This window comes from Pseudomonas sp. TE50-2, assembly GCF_040813665.1.
GTDB classification, from domain to species: domain Bacteria; phylum Pseudomonadota; class Gammaproteobacteria; order Pseudomonadales; family Pseudomonadaceae; genus Aquipseudomonas; species Aquipseudomonas soli.
This window is the reverse complement of record NZ_JBFNXN010000001.1, coordinates 2824983-2840000: the sequence shown is the minus strand read 5'-3', so window position 1 is coordinate 2840000 and position 15018 is coordinate 2824983. Positions and strand designations below refer to the sequence as shown.

Below are 15018 nucleotides of genomic sequence, written 5' to 3'. Positions count from 1 at the left end.
TTGGTTAGAGCGCACCCCTGATAAGGGTGAGGTCGGCAGTTCAAATCTGCCCAGACCTACCAATATGCGGGGCCATAGCTCAGCTGGGAGAGCGCCTGCCTTGCACGCAGGAGGTCAGCGGTTCGATCCCGCTTGGCTCCACCACTTTCTGTTGTGTCTACTTGATCAGAACTTAGAAATGAGCATTCGTTGATGAATGTTGATTTCTGACTTTTGTCAGATCGTTCTTTAAAAATTCGGATATGTGATAGAAATAGACTGAATACCAGTTTCACTGCTGGTTATTCAGGCTAAGGTAAAATTTGTGAGTTCTGCTCGAAAGAGCGACGTGCGAATTTTCGGCGAATGTCGTCTTCACAGTATAACCAGATTGCTTGGGGTTATATGGTCAAGTGAAGAAGCGCATACGGTGGATGCCTTGGCAGTCAGAGGCGATGAAAGACGTGGTAGCCTGCGATAAGCTTTGGGGAGTCGGCAAACAGACTGTGATCCAGAGATCTCTGAATGGGGGAACCCAGCCAGCACAAGCTGGTTATCTTGTACTGAATACATAGGTGCAAGAGGCGAACCAGGGGAACTGAAACATCTAAGTACCCTGAGGAAAAGAAATCAACCGAGATTCCCTTAGTAGTGGCGAGCGAACGGGGACCAGCCCTTAAGCTGGTTTGAGATTAGTGGAACGCTCTGGAAAGTGCGGCCATAGTGGGTGATAGCCCCGTACACGAAAATCTCTTGCCAGTGAAATCGAGTAGGACGGAGCACGAGAAACTTTGTCTGAACATGGGGGGACCATCCTCCAAGGCTAAATACTACTGACTGACCGATAGTGAACCAGTACCGTGAGGGAAAGGCGAAAAGAACCCCGGAGAGGGGAGTGAAATAGAACCTGAAACCGTATGCGTACAAGCAGTGGGAGCCTACTTTGTTAGGTGACTGCGTACCTTTTGTATAATGGGTCAGCGACTTATATTCAGTGGCGAGCTTAACCGAATAGGGGAGGCGTAGCGAAAGCGAGTCTTAATAGGGCGCTTTAGTCGCTGGGTATAGACCCGAAACCGGGCGATCTATCCATGGGCAGGTTGAAGGTTAGGTAACACTGACTGGAGGACCGAACCGACTACCGTTGAAAAGTTAGCGGATGACCTGTGGATCGGAGTGAAAGGCTAATCAAGCTCGGAGATAGCTGGTTCTCCTCGAAAGCTATTTAGGTAGCGCCTCATGTATCACTGTAGGGGGTAGAGCACTGTTTCGGCTAGGGGGTCATCCCGACTTACCAAACCGATGCAAACTCCGAATACCTACAAGTGCCGAGCATGGGAGACACACGGCGGGTGCTAACGTCCGTCGTGAAAAGGGAAACAACCCAGACCGTCAGCTAAGGTCCCAAAGTCATGGTTAAGTGGGAAACGATGTGGGAAGGCTTAGACAGCTAGGAGGTTGGCTTAGAAGCAGCCACCCTTTAAAGAAAGCGTAATAGCTCACTAGTCGAGTCGGCCTGCGCGGAAGATGTAACGGGGCTCAAACCATGCACCGAAGCTACGGGTATCATCTTATGATGATGCGGTAGAGGAGCGTTCTGTAAGCCTGTGAAGGTGAGTTGAGAAGCTTGCTGGAGGTATCAGAAGTGCGAATGCTGACATGAGTAACGACAATGCGAGTGAAAAACTCGCACGCCGAAAGACCAAGGTTTCCTGCGCAACGTTAATCGACGCAGGGTTAGTCGGTCCCTAAGGCGAGGCTGAAAAGCGTAGTCGATGGAAAACAGGTTAATATTCCTGTACTTCCAGTTATTGCGATGGAGGGACGGAGAAGGCTAGGCCAGCTTGGCGTTGGTTGTCCAAGTTTAAGGTGGTAGGCTGAGATCTTAGGCAAATCCGGGATCTTAAGGCCGAGAGCTGATGACGAGTGCTCACTAGAGCGCGAAGTGGTTGATGCCATGCTTCCAAGAAAAGCTCCTAAGCTTCAGATAACTGGGAACCGTACCCCAAACCGACACAGGTGGTTAGGTAGAGAATACCAAGGCGCTTGAGAGAACTCGGGTGAAGGAACTAGGCAAAATGGCACCGTAACTTCGGGAGAAGGTGCGCCGGTGAGGGTGAAGCACTTGCTGCGTAAGCCCACGCCGGTCGAAGATACCAGGCCGCTGCGACTGTTTATTAAAAACACAGCACTCTGCAAACACGAAAGTGGACGTATAGGGTGTGACGCCTGCCCGGTGCCGGAAGGTTAATTGATGGGGTTAGCGCAAGCGAAGCTCTTGATCGAAGCCCCGGTAAACGGCGGCCGTAACTATAACGGTCCTAAGGTAGCGAAATTCCTTGTCGGGTAAGTTCCGACCTGCACGAATGGCGTAACGATGGCGGCGCTGTCTCCACCCGAGACTCAGTGAAATTGAAATCGCTGTGAAGATGCAGTGTATCCGCGGCTAGACGGAAAGACCCCGTGAACCTTTACTATAGCTTTGCACTGGACTTTGAGCTTGCTTGTGTAGGATAGGTGGGAGGCTTTGAAGTGGGGACGCCAGTTCTCATGGAGCCATCCTTGAAATACCACCCTGGCAACCTTGAGGTTCTAACTCAGGTCCGTTATCCGGATCGAGGACAGTGTATGGTGGGTAGTTTGACTGGGGCGGTCTCCTCCCAAAGAGTAACGGAGGAGTACGAAGGTGCGCTCAGACCGGTCGGAAATCGGTCGTAGAGTATAAAGGCAAAAGCGCGCTTGACTGCGAGACACACACGTCGAGCAGGTACGAAAGTAGGTCTTAGTGATCCGGTGGTTCTGTATGGAAGGGCCATCGCTCAACGGATAAAAGGTACTCCGGGGATAACAGGCTGATACCGCCCAAGAGTTCATATCGACGGCGGTGTTTGGCACCTCGATGTCGGCTCATCACATCCTGGGGCTGAAGCCGGTCCCAAGGGTATGGCTGTTCGCCATTTAAAGTGGTACGCGAGCTGGGTTTAGAACGTCGTGAGACAGTTCGGTCCCTATCTGCCGTGGACGTTTGAGATTTGAGAGGGGCTGCTCCTAGTACGAGAGGACCGGAGTGGACGAACCTCTGGTGTTCCGGTTGTCACGCCAGTGGCATTGCCGGGTAGCTATGTTCGGAAGAGATAACCGCTGAAAGCATCTAAGCGGGAAACTTGCCTCAAGATGAGATCTCACTGGAGCCTTGAGCTCCCTGAAGGGCCGTCGAAGACTACGACGTTGATAGGTTGGGTGTGTAAGCGCTGTGAGGCGTTGAGCTAACCAATACTAATTGCCCGTGAGGCTTGACCATATAACACCCAAGCAATTTGCGCTGAGGCCAAATTGCGGTGGTGAAGACGAAACGAACCGAAAGTTCGCGACGAACCACAAATATCGCATATCCGAATTGGCTGGCATGTCTGCAAGGACGTACTGGCAACCGAATTTCTTGACGACCATAGAGCATTGGAACCACCTGATCCCATCCCGAACTCAGCAGTGAAACGATGCATCGCCGATGGTAGTGTGGGGTTTCCCCATGTGAGAGTAGGTCATCGTCAAGATTCATTTCGCAAAACCCCTATCTGCGCGAGCAGGTAGGGGTTTTGTCTTTAAGTAGAGACTACAGAGATTCGCAGGTACGTCCTTCAGGACGGACCAGCACACAGAATTTCTTGACGACCATAGAGCATTGGAACCACCTGATCCCATCCCGAACTCAGCAGTGAAACGATGCATCGCCGATGGTAGTGTGGGGTTTCCCCATGTGAGAGTAGGTCATCGTCAAGATTCAATTCCAAAGCCCCTGATCGCGATGCGATCAGGGGCTTTGTCTTTTCCGGGTATCAATGCGTGAAGTTCCCGTATGAGCTCGTCCAGCTCCCTGCGCTGGCACGAAGGGAACAGTATTCACAAGCACAGCACGTCCCCTGTAGGAGCGGTTTCAGCCGCGATCACCCGCGAAGCGGGTGCCAGACACCGAGTTGCTTGCATCGCGGCTAAAGCCGCTCCTACAGAGATATCTTTTTGCTGTGCAACAGCGACCCCTGATGTTCAAGACAAAAAAAGGCCGCTCCCGGTTGGGAGCGGCCTTTTTGCTATTGGGGCATACGCCCCTGCCCGTGCTATCAGCTCAGCAGATTACGCACATTGCCCATCGCTTCATCGGCAAAGCCCTGCAGGAACGCCTGGAAGCTCGGCAGAGCCTCCGGGCCACCTTCCCAAGGCTCGGCCTGGATGGTCCAGGTCGCACGGCTGCGGCTGGCGTCGATCGCCTGCACTTGCATGGCCGCCCACAGATTGCCGATGTTCAGGCTGGTGTAGATCAGGCTCCAGGTCATGTTCATGGCTTGATCGTCACGGCTGTTCAACTGCTCGATCACCACGTTGCCATCCTTGAACAGCTTCTTGCGCACCGAGCGCACACCGCTGCCGGTCATCTCGATATGCGCCAGGGCAGGAATGAACACCGGGAAGCCAGCGAAGTTGCCGACGATGTTCCACACGTTGGCTGCCGGCGCGGCGATCTCCACGCTGGAAACCACCAGACAGCCTTGCGGGTTGCGGATCAGGGTATCGGGTTTGAGTGCTTGCATAGGGGTATTGCTCCTGTTGTGTATGTAAGGGATCAGATAAAGCCGATGTCGGCCAGGTAGCGGCAGCCGCGGCTGAGCAGTGCCGAGTCCTTGCTCGGGTAACGGGCGCCCATGCGCTGCACGCCGGCACGGGCGTTGTCGTGGGCGATGCCAGAGATGTCACCGATGTCTTCCTCGAAACCGTCCAGGTAGAAGCCCAGGACGTCGTACAGCGCGTTGTCGCTATCGACCCTGGCCAACTGGCGCTGCCATTGCTCGATGCTGACCAGTTCGAAGGCATGGCCCTGGGCATGGAATGAAGCCAGGTAGTCACGCCAGCGCAGGGGTTCGGGGTTGTGCAGGTTGAACACGCACTGGCCGGCCTGGTGACGGCTGCTGTGGAAGGCGATGAAGCGGGACAAGAAGTCCACCGGCATGAGGTCGAAGTCGATCTCGAGCTCCGGCACCTGGCCCAACTGCAGCGAGCCCTTGAGCATCAGCATCAGCCGGTTGCGCTGCGGCTGGCAGGCCCCGGTGCGGCTATCGAAGGTAATGTTGCCGGGGCGGAACAGGTTGACCCACACGCCCTGCTCACGGGCACGGCTGAGGATGCGCTCGCCGACCCATTTGCTCAGGTTGTAGCCGTTGCGGATGTAGATCGGCGGGGTACTGGCCGGATCGCTCTCCAGCACACGACCGTCAATGTCCACCGCGCTGCAAGCGGACAGGGTCGAGATGAAGTTGAAGATCTTTTTGCGCCGGCCTTCGCATAGCCGCAGGCACTCGAACAAGGGCTCGATGTTGTCGGCTGCCAGTACTTCGTAGTCGAGCACATGGTTGACCTGCGCGGCGTTGTGCAGCAACGCGCCATAGTTGCTGTCCAGGTAGTCGTAGTCGGCCTGGGCCAGACCCAGCAGTGGTTTGCGCAGGTCCGCTTCGAATACCCGCACGCGGCTGCGGTCCAGGGTGACGTGGTTGTCCCGCAGGGCCTGGGAGAAACGCTCATCGGCGGATAGCCCTGCGGCGCTGCGTACCAGGCAAGCGACTTCACTTGCGCCCCACTCCAGCAGGGCCTCGACCAGATGCACGCCAAGGAAGCTGTTGGCCCCGGTGACGATCACCTTGTGCACATCGCCCAGGCGCTCCATCGGTTGCACCTGCAGGTCCAGTTCGCGATTGGCGTCCTGCTCCAGGCGTACCAGGGAGGTTTGCAGCGCCTCGTGATCGCCATCGAGCAGCGCGCCCAGGCGTTGCAGGGTCGGCTGTTCGATGAAGCGGTTGATGGCCACCCCCTGGCCGAAGTGTTCCCTGACCTCCAGTAGCAGGCGCGACAGCAGGATGGAGTGACCGCCGAGGTTGAAGAAGCTGTCGTCGACGGAAATCTCGCTTTGTGGGAGCTCCAGCAGTGCACTCCACAGGCAGCGCAGGCGCTCCTCGGTGGTTGTCCGTGGCTCGATGCGCTGGCTGGTTGGCAAGGCCAGTGGACGCAACGACAACGCCCGGCGATCCACCTTGCCGTTGGCGGTATAGGGCATCTGCTGCAGGACCTGATAGAACATCGGGCGCATGTAGTCGGGCAGGTGTCGCTCGGCATGCCCGCGCAGCAAGATTTCGGCATCGGCTCGTTGCGGGTGGGCAAGGAAGGCCAGGACCCGCCGCTGGGCGTCGATCACCACCGCCACCTGGGCGAACAGCTGGCTATCGCGCAGGCAGTGTTCGATTTCTTCGGGTTCGACCCGGAAGCCACGGATCTTCACCTGGTTGTCTCGCCGGCCGCACAGCTCGATACCTTGTTCGGTCCATTTGCCGATGTCCCCCGTGCGGTAGGCGCGCAGTTTGCGGCCCGCGGGCAAGCTCAGCTCGACGAAGCGTTCGGCGCTCAGTTCGGGGTTGTTCAGGTAGCCCAGGCCGACGCCTGGCCCGACGATGTACAGCTCGCCGGGGGTCTGCTCACAAACCGGCTGCAGGTGCTGGTCGAGGATCAACACCTGGGTGTTGGCGATCGGCAGCCCCAGGTTGCGGTTGTCGTCGTCCGTACCGAACACCCGGGTCGTGGCCAGCACGGTGGTTTCGGTCGGCCCATAGATATTGTGCATCCGGCATTGCCCGGCCAATCGGGCGATGACCTCTGGTTCGCAGACGTCGCCGCCGGTGACCAGATGGCGCAGGCCCAGATGGAGATCCCGGGGCAGGATGCTCAGCAGCGCCGGTGGCAGGAACGCGTGGCTCACCTCCTCTCTGTGGATAAGTTGCACCAGCAGCTGCGGATCGCGACGCTGGTCCTCACTGGGCAGGACCAGTTCCGCGCCACAGGCGAACGTCGGCAGGATATCCAGCAGCGAGGCATCGAAGCCGATGGTGGAGAACTGCAGGACCCGGCTGTGCCGGTCCAGGTCCACATGCTCGCGATACCAGGCCATGAAGTGCGCCAGGTTGCCCTGGCTGAGCAACACGCCTTTCGGTTGGCCGGTGGTGCCGGAGGTGTAGATCGCCACGCAGGCCTGCTCGGCGGCAGCCTGGCGCAACGCCAGGCTGGGCAGCGGCAAGTCCTGCGCCAAAGCAAGGTTGCGCACATCCACATCAGGGATATCCACAGGCGTCTGGCCGTCGTGCAGCATGACGCAGGCGCCAGCGTCGTCGAGGATCAGCTGGCGGCGCTCGGCCGGTGTGGCCGGATCCAGTGGCAGGTAGATGGCGGCGCAGCCCAGCACCGCCAGCAGGCTGGCGTAGAGCTCGGGTGACTTGCCCATGCACACGGCGACCACAGGCGGCTGTTCCCCGGCTTTGGGCAACAGCGGCAACAGGGCCTGCTGGATGACGGCGGCGCGGGCGTGCAGTTGCTCATAAGAGCAACGCTGGCCGTTGTGGTTCACGGCAGGAGACCCGGCGTGCACACGCAGGCTGTGGTCCAGGCCGCCGATCAGGCCTGTTTCGGCCTTCTCCAGCAAATCGGCGCGCAGTGTGCGGTTGAACGGGTGGCGGTAGGCCAAAGTGTCCAGCCAGTCCAGGCCGTGCTCACGCTCATGTTCTCCTGGGCTTACCGCAGGCGTTTCCTGCAGATGCAACGGGTTGCGGGCGAAGCGGGTGACCTGCAGCGCCAGTTGCTCGCACAGGGCTTGCAAGGTGTCCTCACGCAGCTGTTGGCCATTGCCGGAGCGCGGCGTGTGTATCGGCACCCGATGGATCAGCCGCTGGGCGCTGGCACTGCCGCACCAGCACAGGGCCTCCAGTTGCGGCAGGGTGTCGGCGTAGCTCGCACCCAGGCGTAGCCTGAGCAGCGGCGTGCCGCCCAGGGGCTGCCAGTCACTGCTGCTCAGTGCCAGGCTGCCATCCTCCACCACCAGGTCGGGATGGGCCGACAGCTGCCGGGGCAGGGCCTGGGCGCTGTCGGCCCTGGCCGAGCCATGTCCGTGCTCGGCGAGCAGGCGGGCGAACTCCTCCAGGGGCGGGCTGGTGCCCACCAGGAGTATGTCGAGGCGTCTCATGTCTAGGTCCTCAGGGCAGATAGTCGCGCAGGGCGTCCTGTACGCAGGGCGACTCGAGCATCGAGCTGCTGCGGAAGAAACGCAGGATGTTGCCCAGCAGCGGGTGCTGGCGGTTGATCGGGTAGGCCAGGCCCAGCGCTTCCTCGCGCAGCGCCCGGCGTACCGTATCGCTCACCGGCAAGGCGTCGATCAGGGCACAGTCGAAAGCCTGCTGGATGTCGTTGGTCAGGTACTGGCGCAGGAACAGCGGCAGTACCTTGGCGATCATCTGGCGATCCGCCTCAGGCGCGGTATGCCAGTAGATGCGCGTCAGGCGCGCCCAGAAGCTCGAGTGACGACCTTCATCCAGCAGGTGATCGGCCATCAGGCCCTTCACCGAGGGCTTGACCGAATCGTCGCGGGCAAAGGCCGCGACATCGTCGGTCAGGGTGTTCTCGGCGATGCCCACGCAGATCAGCTCCAGGGCGTCACGCAGGGCCTCGGGCACCTGTTCCAGCACGGCTGGAATGGCGCGGCTGAGTTCGATTTCCTGGGGCAGGGCGATCGGCTCGATCCCGGTCAGGGCGATGGTCTGCTGCAGGAAGTCCATCGCCACCAGGGCGTGATAGTCCTCGTCCACCACCACGGTCATCGCGTCGTAGCGGCAGGCGAACGGGAAACGCACGGCAAAGCGGTCCTTGGCGATGCGCCGGGCGGTGCGGTCGACGATCTCGGTCTCGAAGATCACCACGTCATTGATGAACTTGTAGAGGCTCTGTACCAGCACGAAGTCGCGCAACTGCGGGCACTCGCGCTGGAACGTCGCGCCGAGCACCAGGGGCTGGCGGCTCAGGGGGTAGATCAGGCGCTGGTCATCCTCTACCAGGCGCCGCGGCCGGGTGCGAATGGTTGCCCTGGCCTCCCAGGCCTCGGCAAAGGAGCGATACTCGAGGGCATTCATGGGGTGACCTCGGCAACAGCCGTTTTCAGCGACGTACGCAGGCGGTCCCACAGGGCCATGCGGCTGTCCACCGCGGCGATGGCGGCCACGTAGACGTCTTCCTGGCGCAGTGGGTCGTGATCGACCAGGCGTGCCAGCAATTGCTCGGCGGCGGGGCCGTGGTCCTCGGAGTCGACCTCGATGTGACGTTGCAGGTAGTAGCGGAAGGTCGGTGCCTGCTCGGTGCCGATGCCCCACTCGTCGAGAATCTGCTGGAACATTGCTGGAATGACGCTTTCCCGCCCGTGCAGGAAGGCGGCGGCAACCTGGTGGGCCGGTGCCTCGATGGCCACTTCGAGGGTGTCGCGAACGAATCGCTGCGCGGCTTCACTGGCGCCACAGCGTTGCAGCGCGTCGAATGCCGCGACGCCTTGTTGCTGCAGGCTGACGAAGCGCTCGATGGCCTGGGTGCTGGCACCGACTTCGCGCATGGCATCGAGGTACAGCTCGAAGTGGCTGTAGTGACCATGATCGAGGCGATCGTCCGATTCCTCGCCCAGGACGATCTCGTTGATCAGGCGCGCCGCGGCCGGGTCCCTTGGTGGCAGCCAGGGCAGGCTGACGCAAGTCAGTTCCTGCTGCAGGCGCTTGGTCAGCGACATGAAGTCCCAGACGGCGAACACGTGGGTTTCCATGAATCCACGCAGCGTCTCCAGAGAGTCGATTTCGGAAAATAGCGGATGCAGGGAAAGTTCATGTTTCTTGTCGGAAAGTGTGCGCTTCAATGTGCTCATGATGAGATCCGTTTAGAGGTGATATACAGGGGCGTTATGCTCTGGAAGTTGCAAGGCAACTAAATGCCGGGCGAATGAAGGCCTCGAGTGAAAACTCGAATTCGAACAACAGGCAGAGGCCAGCAGGGCTTGTTTTGCAAGGCGTCCACGGTGACGCCTGGCTGCCCTTGGCTGGCGATATAAAAGTTAGAACAACTTAGAAGTTTGTCGCAATTGTTTTTTTGATTATTTTATGTTCGGACTTTTCTTGAAATGTAAGTGCCTGAATAAAACATTGAGTAAGTTTTATTTTGGCAATACGTACTCCTTCCGATAAATAACGATCAGAAAATGACACAGAGTGAATGCCTCACTCGGAGCACGAATGAATTGAGATGGAGAGAGTGACTATTGAGGGGCGGCTGATCGCTTGCGGTCCTTGCCCCGGTGCCAGGTTCCTTCTGCAGGTGAATGAGGAGGCAAACGGCCAGGTCCACGTCTGATGATCAGCGGCCGCTGCGGGGGGTAGAGTGTGCTCAAAATGCTGGCACTGCCATGGCCAGGCACTGACCAGGCAGCGGAAAAGCCTTGATCAGCGCACGGATGGCAAGGGGAGAATTAGAAGCTTAGCAACCCGAGGTGGGCGTTGAAGATGCGCACCAGGCGCTGGTTCAGCAGCGAAGTATCGACCGCTTGCACCGGTAGCTCAATGAGCTCCAGCTCCCGGCGTACCAAGCTGTGCCAGCCGAGCATCGCTGCCAGCGAGCCCGGCGGATAGAGCACGGTCATGGGGATATGCAGGGGCAGGTAGGAGGTGCTGAATTGTGGGCTGTCACAGCTTGCAACAAACAAGTGCCGGGTCAGGCCCGGGCAAGCACCTTGCACCTGCTGTATCAGGGCCAAGGCGATGTGCGCGCCCAGGCCTTGGGCAAACACCGCATGCGGCTGCATGAGGTAGGGCTGGAGCTGCTCGACCAGGGCCTGGGTCAGGCGCCCGGAAATGGGCAAGGATTGTTCGAGGTCGGCAATGGAGGGGACATCGACCGCGACCAGCTCGATGGGGTCGCTCAGGGTCCTTGCCCAGGTGCGGTACTGGGCAAGTTGCTGCCGTGTGCTTGCCAGGCAGATCAGGCGAATCCTGGGCGGCTGGTCGGGCGTGGTGTCCTGTCGAGTCTGCACGTGCACTGCCGTTCCTTGTGGCGGATCGTGTCGGCGCAGCAGGGTGGTCGCCAGGGGCGGCTGCGCGGTTGGGCAGGATCAGTTGGCCGATTGCCTGTCGAGGTATTTCCTGATGGTGCGCGCGGCGTGGTTGAGGTGCTCTTCCAGGAGCTTCACGGCCTCTTCCACCAGTCTGTCGTTGGCGGCATCGACAAGGGCAATGTGGTCATCCTGGGTGAGTTTGCCCAGGCCCATCGAGGACAGATGGAAGCGCAGGAAGCGTTCCTCTTCGTTGAGCTCGATCTCGATCATGCGCAGCAGCTTCTGGTTCTGCGCCTTGCTGTAGAGAGCCATGTGGAACAGGCGATTGAGACGGCCGATTTCGGCATGACGGGTCTCGGTCTCCAGTTGGCGGATGTAGGCCCTGGCCTGGGCGATGTCGTCGGCATCGAGCAAGGGGATCGACTGGCGCAACGCCTCGGTCTCGAGCAGCACGCGCAGGGCGTACGTGTCGACGGCATCCTCACCGATCAATGGCGCTACCACGGCGCCTTTGTGCATCACCACCTGCAGCAGGGACTGGGCTTCGAGTTGGCGCAGTGCCTCGCGCACGGGCATGCGACTGACACCGAACAGGGTCGCCAGCTCTTGCTGGCGCACGGCGGTGCCCGGGGGCAGGCGGCCATCGAGGATGGCACTGCGCAGGCGCTCTTCGATAACACCCCGGGCCAGGTGCGGTGGTACTTGTTCGCTGCCCAGGACGGTGCTCAGGAGTTTGGGTTTCTCAGCCACGCGGGGTTCGCCTCGGCAACATGAAAATTGGATCCAATAACCCTAGTGAGGGAAGGGGGCGCTTGTCAAACGGATTGATCAAGCGATGCGCCGTGGCGCAGAGTCAAAACGCGGCTATCGTGAAGCAAGTTGCCGGCATTGGGAAGACAGCCAAGGTCGCCAGCCCTTGTACGAAGCGGGTTTGCCGACAGTTGGCAGCATGATCGCACGGTGCCATTGTCTTTTGCGCCTCCAGCCCGCACCATCGCTGCTTTCGACTGATCTGAACGGGTGTGCGCAGTGGCGATACCTTGGCCTGTCAATGCGACCGCACGCCGGCTCGGCCTTGCCGCGCTGCTCGGTTGCCTGTGGCTGGGCGTCATCCAGGCTGATTGGGACTTCTCGCAGATCAGCCGTCGTGCCCAGGCGCTGTATGGCCCGATGGGCGCGGGGCAGGGGCGTATCGATGCCTGGCAGAACCTGATGGCGACACAGAAGCAGGGCAGCGAACTGGAGCAGCTGCAGGTGGTCAACCTGTTCTTCAACAAGCAGCTGCGCTATGTCGAGGACATCGACCTGTGGCACGAGGTCGACTACTGGGCCACGCCGGTACAATCGCTGATAAAGGGTGCGGGCGACTGTGAGGACTATGCCATCGCCAAGTACTTCAGCCTGCGGCGTATGGGCATCCCCGCCGAAAAGCTGCGCATCACCTACGTCAAGGCCTTGCGCCAGAACCGTGCGCACATGGTCCTGACCTATTATTCAAGCCCACAGGCCCAGCCGCTGGTGCTGGACAGCCTGATGGACGCGATCAAGCCGGCCAGCCAGCGTACCGACCTGCTGCCGGTGTATGCCTTCAACGGTGAAGGCCTGTGGTTGACCGGCGCGGGCGGCAACAAGAAGGTCGGCGACACCAAGCGCCTGTCGCGTTGGCAGGATCTGCTGAAGAAAATGCAGGCCGAAGGGTTCCCGGCCGAACCGGTTTACTGAAGGAGCACAGATGTCACTGTTCAAACAATTGCTGCTAGCCATTTGCCTGTTCCTGGTGATCGCCTTCAGTGGCAGCTTCATGGTCAGCCTGGAGAGCTCGCGCAGCCAGTACGTCAACCAGCTGCGTTCCCATGCCCAGGACGCCGCAACGGCCCTGGCGTTGTCGCTGACGCCGAACATCGACGACCCGGCGATGGTCGAGCTGATGGTCAGCTCGATTTTCGACAGCGGCTACTACTCGAGTATCAAGGTCATCGACCTGGACTCCAACGCCGTGCTGGTCGAGCGCCACGCAGAGCCCGACGCCGGCGGCGTGCCGGGCTGGTTCATCCAGCTCATCGGCCTGGAGCCGGCCGGTGGCGATGCCCTCGTCAGCCGTGGCTGGCAGCAGGCGGCGCGGGTCGAGGTGATCAGCCACCCGATGTTCGCCCTGGGCAAACTCTGGCAGAGCGCCCTGGGCAGCCTTGGCTGGCTGCTGCTGTGCGGCGCGGTGAGCGCGGTGCTCGGGGCCTTGCTGCTGCGTCGCCAGTTGCGCCCGCTCGACTACATGGTGGCGCAGTCCCACGCCATTGCCCGTCGTGAGTTCCTCAGCCTGCCCGAGCTGCCACGCACCCCCGAGCTGCGCCGTGTGGTGCAGGCGATGAACCAGATGGTCGAGAAGCTCAAGGCACTGTTCACCGAGCAGGCCGAGCGCAGCGAAAAGCTGCGTGCGGAGTCCTACCAGGACAGCCTCACCGGCCTTGCCAACCGGCGTTACTTCGAAATGCAGCTCAATGCCCGGGTCAGCAACCTGGAGGAGGCCCGTACCGGCTACCTGCTGTTGCTGCGGGTTCAGGACCTGGCCGGGCTCAATGCCCGCCTGGGTGGCCAGCGTACCGACCAGTTGCTGCAGGCAGTGGGTGAGCAGCTGCGCCGCACCTGTGCGAACTATCCGGAGACCAACGACCTGATCACCCGCAGCCGTGGCGGCGAGTTCGCGGTATTGGCGCCGGGCATGGTCCATGACGAGGCGATCCAGCTGGCCCAGGCCCTGGAAGCCACCTTGCAGAGCCTGCACGAGACCGGTGCCAGCGATGTCGACCCGGTGGCCTGCATCGGCCTTGCCCCCTACAGCCCCGGCGATGCGCCGCAAGCGTTGCTCAAGCTCGCCGACGAGGCCCTGGCCCGCGCCGAGAGCCAGCCCACGCCGGGCTGGGTATGCCTGGAGCAGGGCGCCGCGGGCCAGGCCGCCGACAGCCACCACGCCTGGCACACGCGCCTGGACCAGGCGCTGGGCAAAGGGCAGTTCGAGCTGTTCTTCCAACCGGTCGTGGACGCCAAGGCGCCAGAGCGGGTGCTGCATTACAAGGTCATCTCGCGCCTGCACGACGACGAGGGCGAAGCCCTGGCGGCCGGCCGCTTCCTGCCTTGGCTGGAGCGCTTCGGCTGGATGGCGCGGCTGGACCTGCTGGTGCTGGAGAAGGTGCTCAAGCATCTGCAAGGGCATGGTGAAGCGCTGGCGCTGAACCTGTCGGCCGCGACCCTGGCCGACCCCAAGGCGCTGCAGCGGGTCTATGACCTGCTGGGGCAGCACGGCGCGCTGGGGCAGCGGCTGACCTTCGAGATCGGCGAGGAGCAACTGCCCGAGCAGACGGTGCTGGAGCAGCTCACCCGGCGCCTGCGCGCTTTGGGCTTTAGCCTGGCGCTGCAACGCTTCGGCGGGCGCTTCAGCATGATCGGCAACCTGGCCCACCTGGGGCTGGCCTACCTGAAGATCGACGGTGGCTACATCCGCAACATCGACCAGGAACGGCACAAGCGCCTGTTCATCGAGGCCATCCAGCGGGCTGCGCACAGCATCGACCTGCCGCTGATCGCCGAGCGGGTGGAGACCGAAGGGGAGTTGAAGGTGCTGCGGGAGATGGGCGTGCAGGGCATCCAGGGGCAACTGGTGGGTGGCCCGGCACCCTGGCGTTGAGCAGGCTCGGCGTTATCGCGGGGCAATTCGCACCGCGATGCGCCGCCAGCATGATCAGATCAGCCCGCCTTCCTCATCTTCCTCGATCAGATTGTTCAGGCTACCCAGCGCCTTGCGCGCGGTGGAGCGGTTGAGCAACTTGGCCTGGGCGCCGGGCGGCAGGTCGGTGATGCTGAACACGCCTTTGGCAGTCAGCACCTCGATCAGGTCCTCCAGCACCCGGATCATGTCCAGATCGCTCTGCTTGAGCTGCTTGAGGCTGTTCTCAACGACATCGTCGGCGAACCATTCCTGGATCTCGGCACTGTCGGCGGGGACCATGTCCGTAAATCCATCAAACCCGGCGGCTTCCACTCGCAGCAAACGGCCGTCAGCGTCGCGTTGCACGTAGAACATGGCGGCGTCCCTCGTCACGATG

General features: G+C 60.7%; 9 protein-coding genes, 2 tRNA genes and 3 rRNA genes (1 of these 14 cut by a window edge). 7 read left to right on the top strand and 7 right to left on the bottom strand.

Features of this window, described 5'->3' with window-relative positions; genetic code table 11:
- The 5 genes from AAHK21_RS12880 to rrf (AAHK21_RS12860) form a co-directional block, all read left to right on the top strand.
- Positions 1-62 (top strand) — tRNA-Ile (locus AAHK21_RS12880) (it extends 15 nt beyond the left edge of the window).
- A gap of 6 nt (positions 63-68) precedes the next feature.
- Positions 69-144 (top strand) — tRNA-Ala (locus AAHK21_RS12875).
- 242 nt (positions 145-386) lie between these two features.
- Positions 387-3280 (top strand): 23S ribosomal RNA (locus tag AAHK21_RS12870).
- 137 nt (positions 3281-3417) lie between these two features.
- Positions 3418-3533, top strand: a 5S ribosomal RNA gene (rrf, locus tag AAHK21_RS12865).
- A 110-nt stretch (positions 3534-3643) separates the two neighbouring features.
- Positions 3644-3759, top strand: a 5S ribosomal RNA gene (gene rrf, locus AAHK21_RS12860).
- A 338-nt stretch (positions 3760-4097) separates the two neighbouring features.
- Here rrf (AAHK21_RS12860) and AAHK21_RS12855 read toward each other — a convergent pair.
- The 6 genes from AAHK21_RS12855 to AAHK21_RS12830 form a co-directional block, all read right to left on the bottom strand.
- On the bottom strand, positions 4098-4565 hold the full coding sequence (locus AAHK21_RS12855; protein WP_367857442.1) for an SRPBCC family protein: 468 nt from the start codon (positions 4563-4565) through the stop codon (positions 4098-4100).
- Positions 4566-4597: 32 nt separating this feature from the next.
- Complete coding sequence (locus AAHK21_RS12850) at positions 4598-8029, bottom strand: amino acid adenylation domain-containing protein (RefSeq protein ID WP_367857441.1); 3432 nt, start codon at positions 8027-8029, stop codon at positions 4598-4600.
- Positions 8030-8039: 10 nt separating this feature from the next.
- On the bottom strand, positions 8040-8969 hold the full coding sequence (locus AAHK21_RS12845) for a diiron oxygenase (protein ID WP_367857440.1): 930 nt from the start codon (positions 8967-8969) through the stop codon (positions 8040-8042).
- Complete coding sequence (locus AAHK21_RS12840; protein WP_367857439.1) at positions 8966-9742, bottom strand: DUF3050 domain-containing protein; 777 nt, start codon at positions 9740-9742, stop codon at positions 8966-8968. The genes AAHK21_RS12845 and AAHK21_RS12840 overlap by 4 nt, the downstream gene beginning before the upstream one ends.
- A gap of 597 nt (positions 9743-10339) precedes the next feature.
- Positions 10340-10900: a hypothetical protein gene (locus AAHK21_RS12835; protein ID WP_367857438.1), complete on the bottom strand. Its 561-nt coding sequence runs from the start codon at positions 10898-10900 to the stop codon at positions 10340-10342.
- A 78-nt stretch (positions 10901-10978) separates the two neighbouring features.
- A complete protein-coding gene (locus AAHK21_RS12830; protein ID WP_046857561.1) occupies positions 10979-11671 on the bottom strand; it encodes a GntR family transcriptional regulator in 693 nt (230 codons plus the stop codon).
- Positions 11672-11941: 270 nt separating this feature from the next.
- Here AAHK21_RS12830 and lapG point away from each other — a divergent pair, with 270 nt between their 5' ends.
- Positions 11942-12643 carry a cysteine protease LapG gene (gene lapG, locus AAHK21_RS12825; protein ID WP_367857437.1) on the top strand — a complete coding sequence of 234 codons (702 nt, stop codon included), beginning with the start codon at positions 11942-11944 and terminating at the stop codon, positions 12641-12643.
- Between the two features lie 10 nt (positions 12644-12653).
- Positions 12654-14600, top strand: a complete 1947-nt coding sequence (gene lapD, locus AAHK21_RS12820; RefSeq protein ID WP_046857560.1) for a cyclic di-GMP receptor LapD — start codon at positions 12654-12656, stop codon at positions 14598-14600.
- Between the two features lie 54 nt (positions 14601-14654).
- Here the strand turns inward: lapD and AAHK21_RS12815 are convergent, their stop codons facing one another.
- Positions 14655-14996, bottom strand: coding sequence for a hypothetical protein (locus AAHK21_RS12815; protein WP_046857559.1), 342 nt, complete (start codon positions 14994-14996; stop codon positions 14655-14657).
- Between the last annotated feature and the right edge of the window lie 22 nt (positions 14997-15018).